Origin of the sequence: Streptomyces endocoffeicus (assembly GCF_016741935.1) — a bacterium.
Taxonomy (GTDB): domain Bacteria; phylum Actinomycetota; class Actinomycetes; order Streptomycetales; family Streptomycetaceae; genus Streptomyces; species Streptomyces endocoffeicus.
In genome coordinates this window covers 16,224-35,573 of record NZ_JAERRG010000009.1, presented here as the reverse complement: position 1 = coordinate 35,573, position 19,350 = coordinate 16,224, and the positions used below count along the sequence as shown (strand labels likewise).

Genomic DNA, 19,350 nt, shown 5'->3' with positions numbered 1-19,350 from the left:
TGGCGCCTCAGCTCAAGGCGCCTTTCTCACGGCCGCTTTTCTCGCAGCGCTCGTGGAACTGCCGTGGCACCACCGCTGGGCGGAGGTGCCACGGCAGCACGGAATACGAAGAGTCAGGCTCAGATCGCGGTGCCGGTCGGCTTGCGGCGACGCAGGGCGTAGGCACCGGCGCCGAGGCCACCGAGGAGCAGGACCGAGCCGGCGGCCATGCCACTGCCCGTGGTGGCCATGCCGCCACCACCGGTGTGGACGCCACCGCGCGGCTTCTCGCCCTTCTCGTGGTCCTTCCAGTCGCCACCCGACCAGTCGTGGTCCTTCTTGCCGGACCAGTCGCGGTCTTCGTGCTCCCGGCCGAAGTCGTGCTCCCGGCCCTCTTCCTTGCCCTCCTCCTTGCCCTCTTCCTTACCCTCTTCCTTGCCGTGGGAGGAGGACCAGTCGCGCTCGCCGCCCTCGTCCTTGCCCTTCATCTCCTCCTTGCCGTGCTCTTCTTCCCTGCCGTGGTCTTCCCGGCCTTCCTCGCGGCCGTGGTCGTCCTTGTCCTTCCAGGAGCTGCCGCCCTGGCCGTAGCCCTCCTCGGAGGACTCCTGGCTGCTCGAGTACCCGCCGTGACCGCCCGGGTCCGAGACGTCGGCGGCGAACGCGGCGGCGGGGGCGCCAAGGGTCAGGGTGGCGGCAATCGCCGCCCCGGTGAAGAGTGCGCGAGTAGATCGCATGAGCCATTCCTTCCGGCGCCGTCGCGATACTGACTATTTGCCAGATAAAGGGATCGCAGCGGCGTCTTGTCCACCGTCAGCGAAGAGGGCTCCCCCTGCCACTCGGCGCGGCCTGCGATCTGCTGGGTTGTAAGCCCTCTGGGTGGAGATAAGCGCAATGATCACTCATTTGCCGCGCGAATGGACTGATGCCCTTTCACCTTTTCGGCAGACATCATTCCGATGAGCCCAGTAGTGTGAGATTTTCGCGCCCGGTGCATAACCGGTTCACGATGCCATACGAAAGACGCCATACGAAAAGGGCCGCCGGGAGTCGGACTCCGTCGGCGGCCCCGTGCGGCGCGATGCGTGCGCTAGCCCTGGTCGCGGTCCCAGCGGTAGAACTCGTGGGCCATGGCGTCCTTGGGCTCGCGCCAGGTCTCCGGGTCGTACGCCTGCATATACGGCTGGAGACGGGCGCTGACGTCGCGGAACTCCGGGTGCTTGGAGTACCTGGTGACCTCCGTGGCCGGCGGCCGCTCCGCCTCGATCAGATGCAGATACACATCGCCGAACTGGAAGAGGCTGCGGCCGGTGACGCCGATCAGCTTGGGCAGTTCGCCGCGGTCGGAATCCGCGAAGATCTTGGCGACCTGCGGCGCCGCGTCCCGCTGCATCTTGGCGACGATCATGGTGCGGTACATGGTCATGCCCCCACCGTCTCCCGGGCCCGCTGCTCGATCTTGTCGCGGATCAGATCCATCTGGATACGGGAGTTGCGGTTGATGTGGTCCGTCATTGTCGGGTCGTCGACCGGCGCGTCGGGCCGCATCTCGAAGTCCTGGGTCCAGCGCATGCGGGTGCCCTCGGACTCCTCCTCGTACTCCCAGCGGATGTTCATGTAGGCGAAGGGGCCGGGCTCCACGCGGCGCGCCCAGACCGTGCGCACATCGCGGGCCGTCTCCCGCTCGGAGACCCAGGACCAGACCTTGCCGTCCTCGTCGGGGTGCATGGTCAGCCGGAAGGTGGTGGTGTCCCCGGTCCGCTGGAGCACCTCGACCGAGGCGTACTCGCTGAACAGCTGCGGCCAGTTCTCCAGGTCGTTGGTCATGTTCCAGACGAGGTCGAACGGCGCCTTGATCATGACCTCGTTGTCGGTGTGGCCTGCCATCTTCATGCTCCTGAGGTAAGTGAGGTGTTGATGACGTCGAGGAAGTCGCAGGGGGTCTTGCAGCTCTCGGCCCCCGGTTCGATGGGGGTGCCGTACCGGTTCTCCAGCTCGCCGACGATGGCGAGCAGACCGAGCGAGTCCAGGCCGTACTCCTCGAAGGTGGAGTCCGGCCGGGTCCGCATCATGTCCGGGTCGACGGTGAGTCCGGCGCACCGCTTCATCAGCGTGGCCAGTTCTCCGTAGGACAGTTGACTGGACATCAGTAATCTCCTTCCGGTCCGCGGAGCACGAGCGCCGCGTTGCAACCCATGAGTCCTCTGCTGAGCACCAGCGCCGTCCGCGGCTCGGCGGGGCGGGAGCTGCGGGTGACGAGGTCGAGGTCATGGCAGACGTCGGTGACGTACGGGGTCGGGGGGACCACCCGGTGCTCCATGGAGAGCAGCGCGGCCGCCACGTCCAGCGTGGGAGCCGCGCAGTGCACCCGGCCGAAGCCGGTCTTCGGCGCGGTCACCGGGACCCGGGTGCCGTGCGGCCCGAGGGCGTCGGCGATCGCCAGCGCCTCGGCGCGGTCCGCCTCGGGCACCCCGAGCGCGTCGGCGAAGACCACGTCGATCTCCTCCGGTGCGCATTCCGCGTCCTCCAGGGCCACGCGGATGGCCTGGGCGAGCCCCTCCCGGGACCGCTCCCACCGGGACGGCCCGGTGAAGGTCGAGCCGTAGCCGGCGATGAAGCCCCGGATCCGCACCCCGCGGCGCCGGGCGGCCCCCTCCTCCTCCACGACCAGCATCGCCCCGCCCTCCCCGGGCGCGAATCCGCAGGCGTCCTCGGTGAACGGCAGATAGGCCCGGCCCGCGTCACGGGCCTGGCTGAGCTCGTCCCAGCCGAGCATGCAGACGATGGAGTACGGCGCCAGCGATGCCTCGGAAGCGCCCGCCACCACCGCGTCCGCCCCCCGCCGGATGGACCGGCGGGCGTGCGCCAGCGCGTCCAGACCGCCGGCCTCGTCGTTCGCCACCACCCCGCAGGGGCCCTTGAACCCGCCGCGGATGGAGACCTGGCCGGTGCTGGCCGCGTAGAACCAGGCGATGGACTGGTACGGGCCCACATAGCGCGGCCCCTTGCTGTACAGCTGCTGCAGCTCGCGCTGGCCGAACTCACCGCCCCCGGAACCGGCGGCGGTCACCACGCCCACGGCGAACGGCGACATGTCGTCCACCGGCAACTTGGCGTCGTCCAGCGCGAGATCGGCCGAGGCCATCGCGAAGTGGGTGAAGCGGTCGGTCTGGACGAGGAACCGCTCCTCGATCATCGAGCCCGGATCGAAGCCGCGTACCTGGCCGCCGATCCGGACCGGGAAGTGATCACTGCCCTCCCGGGAGATCCGGTCCAGGAAGGTGATCCCCTCCCGGGTGGCCTTCCAGAAGGCGTCGGTGCCCACTCCGTTGGGGGCGATCACACCGAGGCCCGTGACGGCCGCGCCCCGGTTCCGGGTGCTCTTCGCGGATGTCATGCCGCACTCCCGTCCGCCCGGCTCAGCACCACCGCGGACTGGAAGCCGCCGAATCCGCTGCCGACCGACAGCACATTGCGCAGCGGGAGGGCGCGGGCGGTGCGCGGGACATAGTCGAGGTCGCATTCGGGGTCGGGGGTCTCGTAGTTGGCCGTCGGCGGCACCACGCCATGGGCGAGGGCCATGGCGCAGGCGACCACCTCGATGGCGCCGATCGCCCCCAGGGAATGGCCCACCATGGACTTGATCGAGCTCATGGGGGTCTTGTACGCGTGCTCGCCCAGGGACCGCTTCACGGCCGCCGTCTCATGCCGGTCGTTCTGCTTGGTGCCCGAGCCATGGGCGTTGACGTAGTCGACGTCGGAGCTGTTGACGCGGGCGTGGCCGAGGGCGTGGTCGATCGCCTCGGACATCTCCAGACCCTCACGGGTCAGACCGGTCATGTGGTAGGCGTTGCCGTAGGTGGCGAACCCCCGGAACTCGCAGTAGACCCGCGCTCCCCGGGCCCGGGCGTGCTCCAGCTCCTCCAGGACCAGCACGGCGGAGCCCTCGCCGAGGACGAAGCCGTCCCGGTGGGCGTCGAACGGCCGGGACGCGGTGGCCGCGTTGTCGTTGTTCGCCGAGGTCGCCTTGATCGAGTCGAAGCAGGACACGGTCAGCGGGGTGATCGGCGAGTCCGCGGCCCCGGCGATGCACACATCGGCCCGCCGCTCCTCGATCGCCTGGAAGGCGTACCCGATCGCGTCCAGACCGGAGGTGCAGCCGGTCGAGACGGACTGCACCGGGCCCTGCGCCCCGGTCAGCTCCGCCACCCCGGAGGACAGCGCGCTCGGCGAGAACGCGTGCTGAAGGTGCGGGCCCGCCTTGCGGTGGTCCACGGCCCAGTGCTCACCGGCGTCGCTGACCTTGACGTAGTCCTGCTCCAGCCGGGTGGACGCGGCGACGGCGCTGCCCAGCGAAACCCCTATCCGCCAGGGGTTGAGTGCCTGGAGGTCGAGACCGGAGTCCCGTACCGCCTCCTGGGCCGCCACCAGCGCGAACTGCACATAGCGGTCGGAGCGTTCGATCTGCTCGAAGCTCAGACCGCCGGCCAGCGGGTCGAAGTCGCATTCGGCGGCGATCCGGGAGCGGAACCGCTCCGCGTCGAAGAGCGTGATGTTGCGGGTGGCCGTACGGCCCGCGGTGAGCATGTCCCAGAACGCCGGGACGCCCAGCCCCCCGGGGGCGACGACACCGAGCCCGGTGACCACCACCCGTCGGGTCACGACGTCGCCTCGGCGGGTTCGGCGGCCTCCGTGTCCACGTGACCGAGCTCGGGGCGCGGTGCCAGCGGCCCGAGGTGGAAGACCATCCGGGCCTCGGTGCTCCCCACGTTGCGGAATCGGTGCCGCATGTTGATGGGGATCAGGATCGCCTGGTCGGGGCGGAGCGGATGCGCCTCGCCGTCCAGGTCCACCTCCATGTCGCCGCTGACGACGTACACGAACTCCTCGGAGTACGGGTGGTAGTGCTCGGCGACCCGTTCACCGGGCCCCACGATGGCCATCCCCATGAAGCCGCTCGTGGCGCCCACCAGAGGCGGGGTGAGCATGGCGCGCACATCGCCACCGCGCCGGCGGTTGGGGGCGACCGCGGCGAGGTCGACGACGAGAGGGGACTGCGTGGTCATGATGAGTTCCTCCAGGTAGCGTTGCGCGGTCCGCGCCACGGGGGGTGGAATGGTGCGAAGGGGGAGAGACGCCGTCAGTGGTCCGCGTCAGGGGTCCGCGTCAGTGGTCCGCCGACTCGCGGTCGGTGATCGGGGTCATGTCGCAGTCGGCGAGGAAGCGGCGCTGCCCGATGTCCATGGACAGGTCGATCACCGCACCGTCCGCTCCGAGGTCCAGCAGACGGCCCAGCACGGCGGCGGCCCGGCGGCCGCTCACACCGGCCGCCATGGCGGGGTTCCGGTCCAGCGGCACGGCCAGGTCCACCAGCCGCACCACGATGTCGTCACGCTGGAAGATGGTGCTGCTCAGCAAGGTCTTGGGGGTCTGCTCCGCGGCCATCTCCTTGTTCACCGCCAGCTCGTCCTGCCGGGCCAGCAGACTGGCCACCGCCGGGCCGCAGCCGGTCTTGACCGGGTAGAGCAGGGCGTGCCGGTGGACGCCCTGGGCGGGGCGCGGCCCGCCGGCCGTCATGTGGTGGACCACCGGAAGGGAGGCGCGGGCGAAGAACTCCCGTGCCGAGCTGGGGTCGTCGAGGTTGCGGTCCTCCTCCAGATACGGATTGAGGGATTCCTCGGCCGCCCTGATCTCCGGCTGCCGGGCCACGTAGCGCAGCGCCGCGGTCAGATCGCCCTTGACCTCCACGGCCCGCACCACCCGGTTGCCGCTCATGAACACCGAGGTGCGGGAGAGCCGGGTGGTCTCGTCGACCCGGGCCTGGGGCGAGGCGTAATCGGCGAGGATCTTGGCGACGGCGTCCTCGCTGCCGGACTTCACGGTGAAGGTGAGCGCCTGCCGGACCAGCCCGTCGCCGACCCGTAGCGCGGCGTCGACGCCCCGGGTGGTGACATCGACCGGCGCGGACCCGGCGGTCAGGGTCTCCCGCAGAATGCTGAACCGCAGTGAGCGGGTGTCCTCCACACAGCCGTGGAAGGGCTTGACCATCTCCCGGTGCGCGGGGGAGTCCACCCAGGCGAGGAACGGAGGGGCGCTTTCCCATTCGCTGGTGATCAGCCACTGCGAAGGGTTCTCGATCGACTGGCACAGCTGGTCGCTGATGTGCCCGGGCACCGCGGCCACCTGCTGGGACAGCTGATCGTAGGCACGCAGAAAGCGCTGCTCGGCACCGCTGTTGACCTGCACCAGCAACACGACGCGCAATCTGGTGTCGGTGAGAGCGGATTCCACGGTCGTCGGCGACTGGGCCACCGTGGTCTCCGGCGACCCGCTCACCGTGGTCTCCGGAACGTCGGACAGGGTGCTCATATTCCACTCCTCATCTCGCGGACGCGTCCTTCCGGGCATCGAGGACACCCGCCCGTTAGACGATCGTGAAGTGCTCCCACCAATGGCGCGAGATATGTGAGCCATCCGAGCGAACGCCTGGTCAGCGCCCCGGAGCAGCCCGGAAACACCGGGCATAGCAGCACAATGAACCGTCTTGCCGACAATGCTGAGCGTGTGCCCGTCCTCATCGCGGGCGGCTCCCTGGTGGGCCTGTCCGCCTCACTGTTCCTGGGCCGACTGGGGATCGGTCATCTACTGGTCGAAAAACACCCGCGCACCTCGCACCACCCGCGCGGACGGGGGAACAACATCCGGACGATGGAACTGTTCCGCACCGCCGGAGTGGAGTCCGCGATCCGCGAGGCCGCGTCCGTCCTGGCCGACAACCACGGAATCCTGCAGACTCCGTCCCTCACCGGTACCGAGGGCAACTGGCTCTTCCGGGAGATGGATCCGGGTGGCAAGGCCGCCCGGATCAGCCCTGCCGGATGGTGCCTGTGCAGCCAGAACGACCTGGAGCCGGTGCTGCTGAGCGCGGCCCAGGGGCTCGGTGGCGAGCTACGGTTCTCCACCGAGCTGATCTCCTTCGAGCAGGACCCGGACGGGGTCACCGCCACCCTCCTGGACCGCAGGTCCGAGCGGCGCTCCACGGTCCGCGCCGACTACCTCATCGCCGCCGACGGCCCCCGCAGCCCGGTGCGCGAGGCCCTTGGCATCGGGCAGAGCGGACGCGGAGAGCTGTTCCACAACGTGTCCATCACCTTCCGCGCCAAGCGGCTCGCGGACGCGGTCGGGGACCGCCACTTCATCGCCTGCTACCTCACCAACCCCGAGGCCGACGGGGCGCTGCTGCCCGTCGACAACCAGGAGAGCTGGGTCTTCCACGCCCCCTGGCACCCGGAGCACGGCGAACCGCTGGAGGCGTTCGACGACGAGCGCTGCGCCCAGCACATCCGCACCGCCGTCGGCATGCCCGACCTGGAGGTCGAGGTCACCGGAAAGGCGCCCTGGCACGCGGCCGAGCGGGTGGCGGACCACTACTCCGACGGCCGGGTCTTCCTCGCCGGGGACTCCGCGCACGAGATGTCGCCCACCGGCGCCTTCGGCTCCAACACCGGAATCCAGGACGCCCACAACCTGGCGTGGAAGCTCGCCGCCGTCATGGGCGGCTGGGCGGGCCCCGCGCTGCTGGAGACCTACGGCATGGAGCGGCGGCCGGTCGCCCAGGCCACCAGCGCCCGCGCCGCCGCCCGTTCGGCCGAGCACAGCCACCCCGGCTACTCGGCACCGGCCACCGAGGGCCGGGGCCCGCAGTCCAACGTCATGGCCGTCGCCATGGGCTACCGCTATGTGCGGGGCGCGGTCGCGGGCGCCGACCCCTCCGCCCCCGCGGTGCCCGACCGCTTCATGGTCTCGGCCGAGCCCGGCAGCCGCGCCCCCCATATGTGGGTGCACCGCTGCGGGGTGCGGCTGTCCACCCTCGATCTGTACGAGCGCACCTGTGTGCTGCTCACCGGGCCGGGCGGCGCCGCCTGGCACGAGGCCGGCCGCCGCGCCGCCGACGCCCTCGGCGTCCCCCTGGACTGCTACCGGGTGGGCGAAGGACCGGACCACGAACTCGCCCCCGAACCGGGCACGGACTGGGCCGAACTCCACGGCACCGCCCCCGACGGAGCGGTCCTGGTCCGCCCCGACGGCTTCGTCGCCTGGCGGGCGGAGCGCTCGGTCCCCGACCCGGAGGCGGCGATGGCGCGAGCGCTGCGAGAGGTGCTGCGGCTGGACGGCTGATCCCGCTTTTCCCGGAGGCCATCGGCGTCCGGACGCCACCCCGCTTCCGGGTACCACCCGCCCGGGGTCGCGGGACGCGGCGCCGGGCGCCGGGCAGGGGTGTCCTCCTCGTCCGCCGGGGGCGGCTGTTCATCGGGCTCGCCCTGGTCCCCGACTGAGGACGCCTGGACGCGCTATTTTCGTGATCGTGGACTTTCTGACGGGCACCGCCACCGACCAGGCGCCGGCCGATCCGGCCGCCACCGACGACATGCTGGCCAGCCAGCCCATCGGCTACTGGAGTGGTCAGGCGCACGCGGTCGTTACCCGCCAGCTGCGTGACGCCATGGCTGGGATCGACGTCACGCAGCCGCAGTACTGGGTACTCAACAGCGTCAAGTACGGGCCCGCGGCGCCGAGCCGCGACGAGATAGCCGCCCAGCTGCTACCCCTCGCGGACGGGCAACACGAGATCCCCCGTGTCGTCGCCCAGTTGCTCCACCGCGGCTGGCTGCGGACCGACGCCGGACATCGTCTGTACCTCACCGACGCAGGAGAAGCCGCCAGGATGCGGCTGCGCGAACTGGTCACCGAACTTCGTGCCGTGGTCCACGACGGCATCAGCGACGAGGAGTACGTGGCCGCCCTCAAGGTGCTGCGCAGGATGATCTCCAACGTCGAGGGCGCCAGGAACCCGTAGGTCGTCCGAGGTCGTGGCTGCGGTTCGTCCGCTGACGGCGATGCTGGACCGCGAGCCGGAAGCGGTCACCGGGTGGCCTGGTCTGCTACTGACTGCCGAAGAGAGCTTCGCCTCCAACCGGCCTTCGTCAAAACATCACTGAGCCCCGCGCCTAACAGTTGGGGCGGGGCTCAGTGGCAGGTCAGTCGACGTCTGCTCCTTTCAGGAGGAGTTCGTCCCCGGCGGGGAAGCGGGCCGTGCCGCCCTCCTCCCAGGTGACCACGACGGCTAACCCGCCCATTGGCCCCTGGGCGGTCGATGCCTCCTTGACCGTGCGCCATTCGCCGTCGTAGCCGATCACGTCACCCGGACTGATCAGGGCAGCGCGCTTGGTGGGCAGGCTTAACCGTTCTTGTCGGCGGGCCTGATGCGGTCCAAAGGGGCTTCCCATTCGAGGCCACCTCCCTTCGGTCGCATGTACGCCGTTTGGCTGAACAGCTTTCCGGTGCCCTTGACGCGCTCCTCAATCACGCCTTGCAGCTCGCCTGTGCAACCGGTCTCGGTGTCTTCGACAAGCGTGCCCTTTGGGTACGGCAGATCGCCGTGGCCGAGCACCGTCGGTGGCTTCTCTTGTGTCTGTGTCATGATTCCTCGTCCCACCTGCGCATATGTGTCTCACACAAGAGAACTGCCGCCGTGCGAAGCGAACTTGCACACCTCTTGCACAGGGCGCAAGCGCATGAGTGCTGAGAGTGAGACGATGGATGAGAGGTAACGCCAGTCGAGTGGGGAAGACGCACACTATGAGCGCGACCAAGATTCCCGGACCCGGTGCGAATGTGGGTGTCTGCCGCAAGGCGCGCGGCTTCAGCCAGGTTGCCCTTGCCCGGCGTGCAGGTGTGTCGGTCTCGCTGCTCAGCAAGATCGAGGTAGGTGACCGCGCGCTGACCCAGGGCATTGCCGCCGCTCTCGCTCAGGCCATGGGTTTGACGCTGGATGAGCTCCTGGGCACGGCCCCCGTCGAGCGCACCGACGAGAAGAGCCTTGCCGCCCTCAACTACGCCATTCGGCGGTTCGACATCCCCGACACGCCACCGTCACACCCTGAGGACCTTCCGCGCGAGCTGGCCGAGCTGAACGAGCACCGCTACCGCACGGAGCTGTCGGCGGTCCTCCAGAAGCTCCCTGGCGTGCTGGCCGACGCCACCAACTGCGCGCACGCCACCCAGTCGCCCGACGCCTGGACTCGCGTCGCCGATGCGTACTCGGTGGTCTATTGGCTGGCCGCTCGACACCGCTGGATGCACCTCGCCGAATTGGCCGTCATGAAACAGCGGCTGGCCGCCGAACGTGCGCACCCGATTGCCGCCACGGTGGCCGCCCGGGATGAGGCCGGAGCCTTCCTCAACTCCGGTGATTTCGCGGGCGGGTTGGCGATCGTGGACCGGGCAGTGGTCGAGGCCGAGACGACGCTGCGGGGACGTGACCGCGCGTACGGTCTGGGCATCCTGCACCTGCGTGGGCTTACGCTGGCCGGTCGGCTCAAGGAGAAAGCCACCGCCGAACGGCACATCGAGGCAGCCTGGCAGGTGGCCGAGGAGTTCCCCGAGGACATCGAGGACCACGGCATTCACTTTGGGCCCGAGAACACGGCCGTACATGTCATCTCGACGGCTTCCGACATGGAGGACTACCGCGAGTCCCTCAACACGGCGGACGACTTGGTCCGGGGTGGGTTGACGCTTCCGGCCACGCGCGTTGGTCCGCTACACATGAACATCAGCCGGTCAAAGCTCGCGCTGGGCGACAGGAGCGGCGCCCTTGAATCGCTCGAAGCGGCTTGGGACGTCGCACCGGAGATGGCCCGCGTCCACCCGACCAGCCAAGAGCTGATGCGCGTGCTCACCTCGCTGCACCGCCGCAGCAACCCCAGGCTGACCAAGCTCGCCAAGCGTGCTGGTGTGCCCTTCTGACTGCTGCTGGCATTACTCTGAACTGGGTTGGCATAGCGCCGGTTGGCGGATCGGGGGCGGATGATGGCGACGAATTCGAACGGTGGAGCCGAACCGCCAGAGGAGAGGAACCTCAGCTCTCCGTTTGCGTTGCCTCCGGAGGTCATGGCGAAGATCGTGGAGCCCATCACCTCAACCATGTTCAAGAACGTGGCCAAGTCCCTTCGGGAGCGCCCGGAACCCGCGCCGCAACAGCAAGTAACTCAGCACGCGGGAGAAGTCCATAACGTCTTCATTGGCGATCACGCCGCAGGGAATGTGTATCCGCCTGCCGCAGGCCAATCTCACGAAGGCCGCCGAGGAGAACGAGAAGAAGATCGACATCGATCACAAGCTTGAAGTGGCGACAACCTTTATCGACCGTGTTGAAGACCGGGAGGCGAAGGACCGTCTCAATTCGGCTGCCGCGATGAAGGGTCTGGGTATGGAAGCGAAGCCAGAGACGATGGTTGACCGTCTTCTGCCGGGTGAGCAGCTCAAGGAGATCGAGTCAGGGGATTCGACAGGCTGAGTCTCCTTGGGCCCGGCGTTCGCCGAAGCGGTCGGGGCGGGGCGTCACGGTCGGAAGGAGTGGAGCCGGCTGGCCGCCGCGGCGGCCGGCGTTGTGGCCGGTGCGACGGCGGCTCCGCCCGGCTGCGACTCTCAGCTTGTTCTTTATCTACCAGGATCTACCGGGTCTGCCGATGGCCTTGAGGGTCTCGGCACGTTTGACGGTTTTGCCGACGTCGTAGCGGGTGGCGGGCCGCCGGTTCTTTGAGCCGAGGGGGCGTCCGGGACCGGTTCCGGTCGGTTGAGGAACACGGGCCGGGCAGAGCAGGCGGGCGCGGATGTTCCTGAACCCCCTACGGATCCGGGCCGGGGTGAGGTGTTCGGGTTTGGTCGGCTTCTCCCAGGGCCGACGGAGATCGGTGGCCAGCGGACGGGCGAGGCGGAGCTGGGTGTGGGCGACGACCAGGAGCCAGGTCCAGCGGTCCGCCGCCTCGGGAGTACGGATCTTCGGTGTGGTCCAGCCGAGCGTCTGCTTCCCGAACCGGAAGGTGTGCTCCAGATCGAATCTCCTGAGGAACACTTGCCACCACAGGTCCACGTCCGCCGGGACGGCGCCGGTTTTCGAGGACCACAACCACACCGGCGGGGCCTCCCGGTCTTTCGACAGGTGTTCGACCTTGAGGCGGACCAGGCTGCCCTCAACGACGGGGAGTTCGCCGTCGTGTTCCAGCCAGGCCGAGCGGTGGGTCAGCCTCGGGTGGACCAGGTCCCACGCCTGGGCTTCGGCCTTGCCGTACTTCACGGCGTCGGTGGCCGTGGTGATCTCCGGTTCGGGCCAGGTCTCGGGCTTGGCGAAGCGGAACTCCGGCCCGTGCTTGGGAGGGCGCCCGCCCTTGGGGTCGTAGATGCGGGGCTTCGGCAGGCGCATCACCCGGTCGCTACGGATTCGGCCGACCAGTTCAACGGGAAGAGCCCGCAGCACCCAGGCCAGACGGGTGACGTCATAGCCGGCGTCCATGACGATCGTGATGTCCGGGTCCCCGGACTGCCACTGGCCGGCCGCAACGAGCCGCTTGACCACGGCCCTCAGCTGGGCTGCAGTGACCGCGGTCGCGTCGTCCTCGGGCCCGAGCCGGACCACGTCCAGGATCCCAGTCCATGACGTGGCCCCGGGCTCCAGGACGGCGACGAAGGAGTACGGCCAGCCCGGAATGAACTGCGACGCGGACTTCGCCCGCCCGTAGACATGGCAGAACAGCCTGTCCGCCGAGCACGGTGCGTCCGACCGCAACCATGGCGACACGTCGACCGCCAGCACCAGGCGCCGCCCCTCGAATCGGGGCAGCGGCAGCCCGGCCAGCAGGGTCCGTAGCCGCTCGATGTCGATCTCGCCGTGGTTGAGGGCTCCGTACAACGCTCCGTGCCCACGGCGGTGTTCGGGCACCATCGTCAGATCGACCGGCGAGACCACCGGGCCGTCCACGCACAGCACCGCGTCGGTGAGCTCGAACAGCTCATCCCGTCGGGCGGACAAGCACGCGTAGAACTCGCCCCGGAGGCGTGACGCTTGCGCCAACGCATCCCTCCTGAGCCCGGATAGGAGCACACTCATTGCCACGGCCTTCGCACGGTCCAGATGCCTACTCGACTTGGCACACGATCGCGTGAAGGCCGCCCTACGTGCTCGACGAACGAGGCAAAAGGGCCTCAAGTTCGAGACTTATTCGAGCCCGAGTCAAGGCACGGGTTCATCTGCAGAGCTGGGTACATGCTGAGTCAAGGGTTCAGGTTGCCCTCTGGTCGAGGGGCAACGGTGATCGAGATGGCATGCGTACAGGCGGAGATTCCGAGGGAGTCGGGGCATGAACGACAACGGCGCGTTGTATGGGCTGCTCGGGGTGCTGGGGGGAGCTGGAATCGCCGGCCTCGCGACGGTCTACGGCCCGGCACTTCTGCATCGGCGACAGTCAGAGCAGAGGACGAGTGAGGAGCAGACTCGTCGAAGGGAAACAGAGATCACTCGCCTACTGAAGATGCGAACCACGGGTCGAGCATGGGTCGATGCGCTGGAGCGCACCGTCCAAGATCTGGAAGCCCACCGTCCTGTGGACGTCGACCGATTCGATGAGAACATCGACCGAGTCAGCGCAGAGGCTACCGAGGCTGGGCATGCCCTCGCTCACAGTGGTCTTTGGCTCGAATCGCAGGACACGCCACCACACGGCATCCCTGTGGTCCAGGCTCCCCCTGGCCGTTCGGAAGCGGACAATGTAAACGGTTCAACCTCCGCAGCCCTGTCCCAGCTCCTGGGCTGGTTGCGAGAGGCGACCCGCGAAGTCCGTGCCGAAGTCCTGCAGAGCCCTGCCCGGCAAGAGGTCCCGGTACGTCGCGAGATTCTGGAGGCCCTGGAGCGGGTCAGGGCCGCGCGTGCACAGCTGAATGCTGTTCTCCTCGAACAGATCGACCACATCAACGGAGGTCGCGCACGCCGGGCATAGCAGTGGGATGGCCTGTTCCCTGTGTGGGGTATGCAAGACCGCTGACTGACTCCGGCAAAGCCACCTTTCAGGGTGGCGGCTTCAGGCAGCCTCTGGCGTATGCCGCCTGCACCCAGCCAAGTACATGATCTTGTCGCCGACCGCCCCAGAAGATAAAGAACAAGCTCAGAAGCTGTTTCTGAACCTCCTGTTGAGCAGCCCCCGTTCTGCTGGTGGGCTCGTGATTACGCTGCGGGCATGAGGGCGGTGGAGAAGAGCGATCTGACAGGGCGGGCGCGGTTGCGCGAGGCTGCGCTGGAGCTGTTCGCCGAACGGGGGTTCGAGGCGACGTCGACGCGGGCGGTGGCAGCGGCTGCGGGGCTGTCGCCGGCGTTGGTTACCCGGCACTTCGGGTCGAAGGAGGGACTGCGCGCCGCGGTCGATGAGTACGTGCTGGAGCGGATCGGCAAGGAACTGTCCGAGATGGATCCGGATGCCGGGCTTATGGAGTCGCTTGGCGAGGTGTCGGCCCGGCTGTTCGGGGAGGACCTGGTGCTGCGGGGCTACCTGCGGCATGTCCTGCTGGAGGACAGCGCGGCAAGTTCGGACCTGTTCGGGCGGATGTTGAGTGGTGCCCGGGCAGAGCTGGGGCGGTTGTCTGCGGCGTACGGCAAGCAGGCACCGAACAGCGAGTGGGCAGCGTTTCAGGTGCTGTGCCTGGTCCTTGGGCCGCTGCTGCTGGAGCGGGTGATGCAGCCTCACTGTGATGAGCCGATGTTCGATCCGGCGGTGCTGGCGCGACGCAGCGCGGCCAATCAACGCCTGCTCTTGCAGGGACTGTACGGATACCTGGAGGACGGGACGGGGGGATAACCCCAGTGCGAGGTGTACACATGTTGAGCATCCTGAACAGATGCACACACTCAATTCTGGTACATCCCCCTCTGCAGTGCGCCCCGACCGCCGTCTGGACTGGCTCGACAACTTACGGATCGCGCTGACGGTCCTAGTCGTGGTCCACCACGCTGCCCAGCCCTACGGGCCGGACGACTGGTGGTATGTCGAGGGACAGCCGCGCACCCCGGGCCTGGCCACGCTGTCCGCGGTCGACGGGGCGTTCTTCATGAGTCTGTTCTTCTTCGTCTCCGCGGCGTTCGTGCCCAGCTCGTACCAGCGGCACGGAGCCTGGCGTTTCCTGAAGAGCCGCATGGTCAGGCTGGGTATCCCGGTGGTGGTCGGCGCACTGACGATCGTGCCTGGCCTGATGTACACGTACTACGTTCACTACCGCGGCTACCCGCCTATCTCCTTCCCGCGTTACTTCTGGGACGTCTACCTGGGCCTGGCGGAGAAACCTGCGGGCTGGACGGGGCCTTCCTGGCCGGACCTGCAGTTCGGGCACCTGTGGTTCATCCAGAACCTGCTCGCCTACACCGTGTTGTACGTCATCTGCAGCCGGGTCGGCCGTCTGCTGCAGCGCCCTCGACGCGACGAGCGGGTGCGTGGTGAGCGCCCCGCGCCGGGGCACGGGGCGCTGCTGTGGCTGACGGCGGCGATCACCGCCGCCACCTTGCTCATACGGCTGAGGTACCCGCTGGACAAGTGGATCCCGGTGCTGGACTTCCTACAGGTCGAGCCCGCCCGGGTACCGCAGTACGCGGCCTTCTTCACCCTCGGCGTGCTCGCACACCGTCACCACTGGCTGGAGAGGTTCGATGCCCGCATCGGATGGGTGTGGCTGGGCGTCGGGCTGGCGGCAGTCGCCTCGCTTTTCGCGATGGGAGCGGACTCCGACTGGTTCGCCCCGGGGGGCTTCAACGGGCCGGCCCTGGCCTGGGCGGCGTACGACAGCGCCTTGTGCGTGTCCCTGTGCGTCGGGCTGCTCACCCTGTTCCGTGAGACGGTCACCAGTACAAGCCGCCTCTCCAAGGAACTGGCAGCGGATTCGTACGGCGTGTACATCCTTCATGTGCCGCTGGTGGTGACCGTGCAGAATTACCTGACGGGCCGCAATCTGTCCGCGATCGGTGCATGGGCGACGTCCAGCGTGCTCGCCATCGGGACTGCCTTCGCACTCGCTGCCGGACTGCGCCGCTTGCCTGGTGTCCGCCGGGTTCTATGAGCTGGGCCAGGTCGGCCGACCACGAGAATCGATTCAGGCCGCCGGTGCGAGCTGATTCTGACGGGCTGGTCCGCTCGTGAGGCGGCGGGTCATGAGAGTGATCGCGGCCCAGAACACCGCGTCAGGCCGGGCCTCCGGCCTCAGCCGCTCGCCACAAGCCCGACAGATCCTCTCCCCGGCCCGCCGGGAGCCCTCGGACACCCCGCCAGCGTAGGGGCCAGGCTACTCAGAACTGGGGGATGAGAAACAGCTTCTCAGGGTGTCGCCGTCAGCCCGCGGCCTCGCTCTGGGCGTCGCGGGCGGTTCGGCGGCGCAGACGGCGCCACAGCGCGGGGGCCGTGCTGATCACGACCGTCAGGACCACCGCCGCCGCCACGCCCTCCCAGGGCTCGGCGAAGAGTGAGCCGCCCAGGATCCCGATCAGCTGATACGTCACCGCCCAGGCCAGCGCCGCGGGTCCGGCGCCCCGGGCGAACCTCCGCAGCGGCCAGCGCGCCAGCAGGCAGGCCAGCATCACCGGTATCCGCCCCGCCGGGATCAGCCGGGACAGCACCAGAACCGCCACCCCGTGCTCGTCCAGCCGCGCCTGTGCCTGGTCCAGCCGCTCCGGCGCCGCGTGGTCGTGGATCCGCTCCAGCCACCGCGAGCCGTTCTTCGAGCGCACCCCGCGCAGCCCGAGCCAGTACAGCATCACATCGCCGGAGAAGGCCGCCAGCGAGGCCACTCCGAAGACCACCAGCAGGGACAGCGGGGCAGCGGTCTGGTGGATGGCGACCACCGCCGCCGAGGAGACCACCGCCCCGGTGGGCACCACCGGCACCAGCGACCCGAACACCACCAGCAGGTACAGCGAGGGGTACCCCACCGCCTGCTGTGTCGACTCGGACGGCACGCTCCGCGCCAGATCCGCCAGATCCCCTATCACCTGGCGGGCTCCAGCCGCACGCACTCCCCGTGCACCAGCCGGTGCACCACCGCTTCGGGGGCGAGCCGCCCGGCGTGGCGCACGAAGTCGTCGCCCGGGGCGTGGAATTCATGCGGACGGATCGCGTCCATCCCGATCGGCCAGTACGTCCCGTAGTGCACCGGCACCGCGCAGCGCGCCCCCAGCCGGGCCAGCGCCTGTGCCGCGCGGCCCGCGTCGAGATGGCCGGGGCCGAGGTACGGGCCCCAGCCGCCCACCGGGAGCAGCGCCACATCGCAGGCGCCCACCGCCTCCGCCATCCCGTCGAACAGCCCGGTGTCGCCCGCGAAGTACGTGGTCGACTCGCCGCTCAGTACGTACCCCAGCGCGGGCACCCGGCTCGGCCCGTACGGCAGCCGCCGACCGTCGTGCGCGGCCGGCACCGCCCGGATCCGCACCTCGCCGACCGCGCACACGTCCCCCGGCGCCATCTCGGTCACCCGCAGCCCCCGCGCCGCGACCACCCGCCGCAGCCCGGGCACCGCCCGCCCGGCCCCGCGCGGCACCACCAGCCGGGTGCCGGGCGGCAGCTTGGCCAGCGAGCCGAGGTGCAGATGGTCGGCGTGCAGATGCGAGACCAGCGCCACGTCCGCGACCGCCGCGGCGGCCGGTGGCACGGCTCCCCGGCGGCGCCGCAGATGGGCCAGCCGCCGTACGAAGAGGGGGTCGGTCAGCACCCGCACACCGGAGTCCCGCACGGTCGCGGTGGCATGCCCCCACCAGGTGATCTCCACCGACATCTCCCGCCGCCTCCCTCGGGTCGTCCCGCCCCGATCCTCTCACCCCGCCGGGCGGCCGCCGTGGCGGCGGTGGCGGGCGCGCTCGGCACCTTGGCGACCATCCTCTATCTGCTCGCGACCCGGCGGGAGTCGCTGTCCGTCGCCGTGGTGCTGTCCGCGCTCTATCCGGCGGTGCCGGTGCTGCTCGCGCTGACGTTCCTGCGGGAGCGGATCACCCGGCCCCGGGCCGTCGGGCTGCTCGGCGCGGGGCTGGCCATCGGTCTGATCGCCCTCAACTGACCGCGTACCGAGGGGGTGTCCGGCGGATCGTGACGCCTGCGGCGGGCTGCTCCCCGCCCCGCCCCTTCCCGAAACTGGGGCTCCGCCCCAGCCCCCGGAGCGGGGCTTCGCCCCAGACCCCCGGTCGGGTCCCTGCTCCAGGCCTCGGACCGGGGCTACGTCCAGACCCCGGGCTCGGGCTTCGCCCCTTCCCGAAGCATCGATCTGCGGCTCCGCCGCGTGGTGGGGCTCCACCCCAGACGCCCGGGGTCCAGGGGCGGAGCCCCAGGTAACGGGAAGGGGCGGGGAGGGGAAAGACCCGCCGGGCGAAAATCCGTGGACCGGCGGGCGGCCCGTACGCCACGATGACCGCCGCCGACCCCGGCGCCCGGGGTCCCGGTCACACGAAAGGGCACCGCCGTCCGTATGAGCCGTATGAGCCGTATGAGCCGTGCACTCCACCGGCGCGCCGTCGTCGCCGACGCCCACAATGACCTGCTGATCGCCGTCACCGCCCGCCCGCCGCACCGCTGGGCGGGCTACTTCCGCGAGCGCTGGCTGCCGCAGCTGCGCGAGGGCGGGGTGGATCTCCAGGTGCTCCCGGTCTTCATCGACGACCAGTTCCGGCCCGAGGGCGCGCTGCGCGAGACGCTGCGGATGATCGAGTGCGCTCACACCCTCGCCGAGGGCAACGCCGACGAGGTGCGGCTGTGCCTGGACGGCGACGACATCGACGCCGCGCTCGCCGACGGCCGGATCGCCCTGGTGCTGGCGCTGGAGAGCGCCCCCGGGCTGGACGCCAACGTCGAGCTCCTCCCGACCCTCCACCGCCTCGGGGTGCGCATCGCCTCGCTCGCCCACTGGGGGCGCACCGCCCTGGCGGACGGCAGCGGTGAGGACGCCACCGGAAGCCGGCTCACCGAGGCCGGGGTGCGGGCGTTGACGGAGATGGAGCGTCTGGGCATCCTCTTCGACGTCTCCCATCTCGGCGCCTCCGGGGTGGCCCATGTGCTGGAGCTGGCCACTCGCCCCGTGCTGGCCACCCACTCCTCCGCCCGCGCGCTGCTGGACCACCATCGCAACCTCACCGACGAGCAGCTGCGCGGGATCGCGGCCACCGGCGGCACGGTGTGCGTCAACTTCCTCGGCGAGTTCCTGGCCACCGCCCCGGCCGACCGCACGGTGGACCGGCTGGCCGATCACATCGTCCACATCGCCGAGGTGATCGGCGTCGGCCATGTGGGTCTGGGGCCGGACTTCATCAAGGAGGTCAGCGCGGACACCACCCCGCCCTGCTGCGAGGACGTCGAGTACGCCCGGCTGGTGGTCCCCGGCCTCGAAGGCCCCCGCGGACTGCCTCTGGTGACCGAGGCGCTGGTCCGAAGGGGCCTTCCGGAGGGGGATATCGAGAAGATCCTCGGCGGCAACGTGCTGGAGCTCTTCCGCAAGGAGCTGGGGCGCGCCGGCTGAGGTTTG

22 protein-coding genes are annotated in these 19,350 nt (G+C 69.5%); 9 read left to right on the top strand and 13 right to left on the bottom strand.

Annotation, left to right across the window (positions count from 1 at the left end; genetic code table 11):
• Positions 1 to 119: 119 nt before the first annotated feature.
• From JK364_RS22560 to JK364_RS22525, 8 genes are all read right to left on the bottom strand, one after another.
• Positions 120 to 713, bottom strand: coding sequence for a hypothetical protein (locus tag JK364_RS22560; protein ID WP_201852970.1), 594 nt, complete (start codon positions 711 to 713; stop codon positions 120 to 122).
• 353 nt (positions 714 to 1,066) lie between these two features.
• Positions 1,067 to 1,396, bottom strand: coding sequence for a TcmI family type II polyketide cyclase (locus JK364_RS22555; protein ID WP_201853298.1), 330 nt, complete (start codon positions 1,394 to 1,396; stop codon positions 1,067 to 1,069).
• 2 nt (positions 1,397 to 1,398) lie between these two features.
• Positions 1,399 to 1,863 carry an SRPBCC family protein gene (locus JK364_RS22550; protein ID WP_037962524.1) on the bottom strand — a complete coding sequence of 155 codons (465 nt, stop codon included), beginning with the start codon at positions 1,861 to 1,863 and terminating at the stop codon, positions 1,399 to 1,401.
• Between the two features lie 2 nt (positions 1,864 to 1,865).
• Positions 1,866 to 2,123 (bottom strand): acyl carrier protein, encoded by a 258-nt coding sequence (locus JK364_RS22545; RefSeq protein WP_201852969.1) that lies wholly within the window; start codon positions 2,121 to 2,123, stop codon positions 1,866 to 1,868.
• Positions 2,123 to 3,373 carry a ketosynthase chain-length factor gene (locus JK364_RS22540; protein ID WP_201852968.1) on the bottom strand — a complete coding sequence of 417 codons (1,251 nt, stop codon included), beginning with the start codon at positions 3,371 to 3,373 and terminating at the stop codon, positions 2,123 to 2,125. Before JK364_RS22540 ends, JK364_RS22545 begins: the two co-directional genes overlap by 1 nt.
• On the bottom strand, positions 3,370 to 4,638 hold the full coding sequence (locus JK364_RS22535; RefSeq protein WP_201852967.1) for a beta-ketoacyl-[acyl-carrier-protein] synthase family protein: 1,269 nt from the start codon (positions 4,636 to 4,638) through the stop codon (positions 3,370 to 3,372). Before JK364_RS22535 ends, JK364_RS22540 begins: the two co-directional genes overlap by 4 nt.
• Positions 4,635 to 5,042, bottom strand: coding sequence for a cupin domain-containing protein (locus JK364_RS22530; RefSeq protein ID WP_201852966.1), 408 nt, complete (start codon positions 5,040 to 5,042; stop codon positions 4,635 to 4,637). Before JK364_RS22530 ends, JK364_RS22535 begins: the two co-directional genes overlap by 4 nt.
• Positions 5,043 to 5,142: 100 nt before the next feature.
• Positions 5,143 to 6,345, bottom strand: a complete 1,203-nt coding sequence (locus JK364_RS22525; protein ID WP_201852965.1) for a SchA/CurD-like domain-containing protein — start codon at positions 6,343 to 6,345, stop codon at positions 5,143 to 5,145.
• A 165-nt stretch (positions 6,346 to 6,510) separates the two neighbouring features.
• Between JK364_RS22525 and JK364_RS22520 the strand changes: the two genes are divergently transcribed.
• Both JK364_RS22520 and JK364_RS22515 read left to right on the top strand, forming a co-directional pair.
• The gene (locus tag JK364_RS22520) at positions 6,511 to 8,154 is read left to right on the top strand and encodes an FAD-dependent oxidoreductase (protein WP_201852964.1); all 1,644 of its coding nucleotides are present in this window, start codon (positions 6,511 to 6,513) and stop codon (positions 8,152 to 8,154) included.
• Positions 8,155 to 8,341: 187 nt separating this feature from the next.
• Entirely contained in the window at positions 8,342 to 8,833 is a 492-nt protein-coding gene (locus JK364_RS22515) for a MarR family winged helix-turn-helix transcriptional regulator (RefSeq protein ID WP_201852963.1), read from the top strand.
• Between the two features lie 181 nt (positions 8,834 to 9,014).
• On the opposite strand, the gene JK364_RS55360 is transcribed toward JK364_RS22515, so the two are convergent.
• Together JK364_RS55360 and JK364_RS22505 are read right to left on the bottom strand one after the other, a co-directional pair.
• Positions 9,015 to 9,173 carry a hypothetical protein gene (locus tag JK364_RS55360; protein WP_230992434.1) on the bottom strand — a complete coding sequence of 53 codons (159 nt, stop codon included), beginning with the start codon at positions 9,171 to 9,173 and terminating at the stop codon, positions 9,015 to 9,017.
• A 41-nt stretch (positions 9,174 to 9,214) separates the two neighbouring features.
• Positions 9,215 to 9,457: a hypothetical protein gene (locus JK364_RS22505; protein WP_201852961.1), complete on the bottom strand. Its 243-nt coding sequence runs from the start codon at positions 9,455 to 9,457 to the stop codon at positions 9,215 to 9,217.
• Positions 9,458 to 9,615: 158 nt separating this feature from the next.
• Here JK364_RS22505 and JK364_RS22500 point away from each other — a divergent pair, with 158 nt between their 5' ends.
• Entirely contained in the window at positions 9,616 to 10,785 is a 1,170-nt protein-coding gene (locus JK364_RS22500; RefSeq protein ID WP_201852960.1) for a helix-turn-helix domain-containing protein, read from the top strand.
• 274 nt (positions 10,786 to 11,059) lie between these two features.
• A complete protein-coding gene (locus JK364_RS22495; RefSeq protein ID WP_230992371.1) occupies positions 11,060 to 11,335 on the top strand; it encodes a hypothetical protein in 276 nt (91 codons plus the stop codon).
• Positions 11,336 to 11,482: 147 nt separating this feature from the next.
• On the opposite strand, the gene JK364_RS22490 is transcribed toward JK364_RS22495, so the two are convergent.
• Positions 11,483 to 12,925 carry an NF041680 family putative transposase gene (locus tag JK364_RS22490; protein WP_201852959.1) on the bottom strand — a complete coding sequence of 481 codons (1,443 nt, stop codon included), beginning with the start codon at positions 12,923 to 12,925 and terminating at the stop codon, positions 11,483 to 11,485.
• Between the two features lie 250 nt (positions 12,926 to 13,175).
• Here JK364_RS22490 and JK364_RS22485 point away from each other — a divergent pair, with 250 nt between their 5' ends.
• The 3 genes from JK364_RS22485 (at position 13,176) to JK364_RS22475 (ending at position 15,912) form a co-directional block, all read left to right on the top strand.
• On the top strand, positions 13,176 to 13,811 hold the full coding sequence (locus JK364_RS22485; protein ID WP_201852958.1) for a hypothetical protein: 636 nt from the start codon (positions 13,176 to 13,178) through the stop codon (positions 13,809 to 13,811).
• A 237-nt stretch (positions 13,812 to 14,048) separates the two neighbouring features.
• The gene (locus JK364_RS22480) at positions 14,049 to 14,663 is read left to right on the top strand and encodes a TetR/AcrR family transcriptional regulator (RefSeq protein ID WP_201852957.1); all 615 of its coding nucleotides are present in this window, start codon (positions 14,049 to 14,051) and stop codon (positions 14,661 to 14,663) included.
• A gap of 76 nt (positions 14,664 to 14,739) precedes the next feature.
• Positions 14,740 to 15,912 carry an acyltransferase family protein gene (locus JK364_RS22475; RefSeq protein WP_307841362.1) on the top strand — a complete coding sequence of 391 codons (1,173 nt, stop codon included), beginning with the start codon at positions 14,740 to 14,742 and terminating at the stop codon, positions 15,910 to 15,912.
• 268 nt (positions 15,913 to 16,180) lie between these two features.
• Here JK364_RS22475 and JK364_RS22470 read toward each other — a convergent pair whose 3' ends face one another.
• Both JK364_RS22470 and JK364_RS22465 read right to left on the bottom strand, forming a co-directional pair.
• Positions 16,181 to 16,837: a DedA family protein gene (locus JK364_RS22470; protein WP_201852955.1), complete on the bottom strand. Its 657-nt coding sequence runs from the start codon at positions 16,835 to 16,837 to the stop codon at positions 16,181 to 16,183.
• Complete coding sequence (locus JK364_RS22465; protein WP_201852954.1) at positions 16,834 to 17,616, bottom strand: MBL fold metallo-hydrolase; 783 nt, start codon at positions 17,614 to 17,616, stop codon at positions 16,834 to 16,836. The genes JK364_RS22470 and JK364_RS22465 overlap by 4 nt, the downstream gene beginning before the upstream one ends.
• On the opposite strand from JK364_RS22465, the gene JK364_RS22460 reads away from it, so the two are divergent.
• Entirely contained in the window at positions 17,515 to 17,895 is a 381-nt protein-coding gene (locus JK364_RS22460; RefSeq protein WP_307841361.1) for an EamA family transporter, read from the top strand. The two genes, JK364_RS22465 and JK364_RS22460, sit on opposite strands and share 102 nt — an antisense overlap.
• Before the next feature lie 423 nt (positions 17,896 to 18,318).
• Entirely contained in the window at positions 18,319 to 19,344 is a 1,026-nt protein-coding gene (locus JK364_RS22455) for a dipeptidase (RefSeq protein WP_201852953.1), read from the top strand.
• The last annotated feature ends 6 nt before the right edge of the window (positions 19,345 to 19,350 follow it).

Bases quoted from the DNA above. Each gene is read 5' to 3' on its own strand.
- JK364_RS22540 (WP_201852968.1), bottom strand. From the start codon at position 3,373: ATGACATCCGCGAAGAGCACCCGGAACCGGGGCGCGGCCGTCACGGGC.
- JK364_RS22465 (WP_201852954.1), bottom strand. From the start codon at position 17,616: ATGTCGGTGGAGATCACCTGGTGGGGGCATGCCACCGCGACCGTGCGG.
- JK364_RS22555 (WP_201853298.1), bottom strand. From the start codon at position 1,396: ATGTACCGCACCATGATCGTCGCCAAGATGCAGCGGGACGCGGCGCCG.
- JK364_RS22500 (WP_201852960.1), top strand. From the start codon at position 9,616: ATGAGCGCGACCAAGATTCCCGGACCCGGTGCGAATGTGGGTGTCTGC.
- JK364_RS22520 (WP_201852964.1), top strand. From the start codon at position 6,511: ATGAACCGTCTTGCCGACAATGCTGAGCGTGTGCCCGTCCTCATCGCG.
- JK364_RS22560 (WP_201852970.1), bottom strand. From the start codon at position 713: ATGCGATCTACTCGCGCACTCTTCACCGGGGCGGCGATTGCCGCCACC.
- JK364_RS22525 (WP_201852965.1), bottom strand. From the start codon at position 6,345: ATGAGCACCCTGTCCGACGTTCCGGAGACCACGGTGAGCGGGTCGCCG.
- JK364_RS22485 (WP_201852958.1), top strand. From the start codon at position 13,176: ATGAACGACAACGGCGCGTTGTATGGGCTGCTCGGGGTGCTGGGGGGA.
- JK364_RS22530 (WP_201852966.1), bottom strand. From the start codon at position 5,042: ATGACCACGCAGTCCCCTCTCGTCGTCGACCTCGCCGCGGTCGCCCCC.
- JK364_RS22545 (WP_201852969.1), bottom strand. From the start codon at position 2,123: ATGTCCAGTCAACTGTCCTACGGAGAACTGGCCACGCTGATGAAGCGG.
- JK364_RS22455 (WP_201852953.1), top strand. From the start codon at position 18,319: ATGAGCCGTGCACTCCACCGGCGCGCCGTCGTCGCCGACGCCCACAAT.
- JK364_RS22480 (WP_201852957.1), top strand. From the start codon at position 14,049: ATGAGGGCGGTGGAGAAGAGCGATCTGACAGGGCGGGCGCGGTTGCGC.
- JK364_RS22505 (WP_201852961.1), bottom strand. From the start codon at position 9,457: ATGACACAGACACAAGAGAAGCCACCGACGGTGCTCGGCCACGGCGAT.
- JK364_RS22460 (WP_307841361.1), top strand. From the start codon at position 17,515: ATGGGCCAGCCGCCGTACGAAGAGGGGGTCGGTCAGCACCCGCACACC.
- JK364_RS22550 (WP_037962524.1), bottom strand. From the start codon at position 1,863: ATGGCAGGCCACACCGACAACGAGGTCATGATCAAGGCGCCGTTCGAC.
- JK364_RS22490 (WP_201852959.1), bottom strand. From the start codon at position 12,925: ATGAGTGTGCTCCTATCCGGGCTCAGGAGGGATGCGTTGGCGCAAGCG.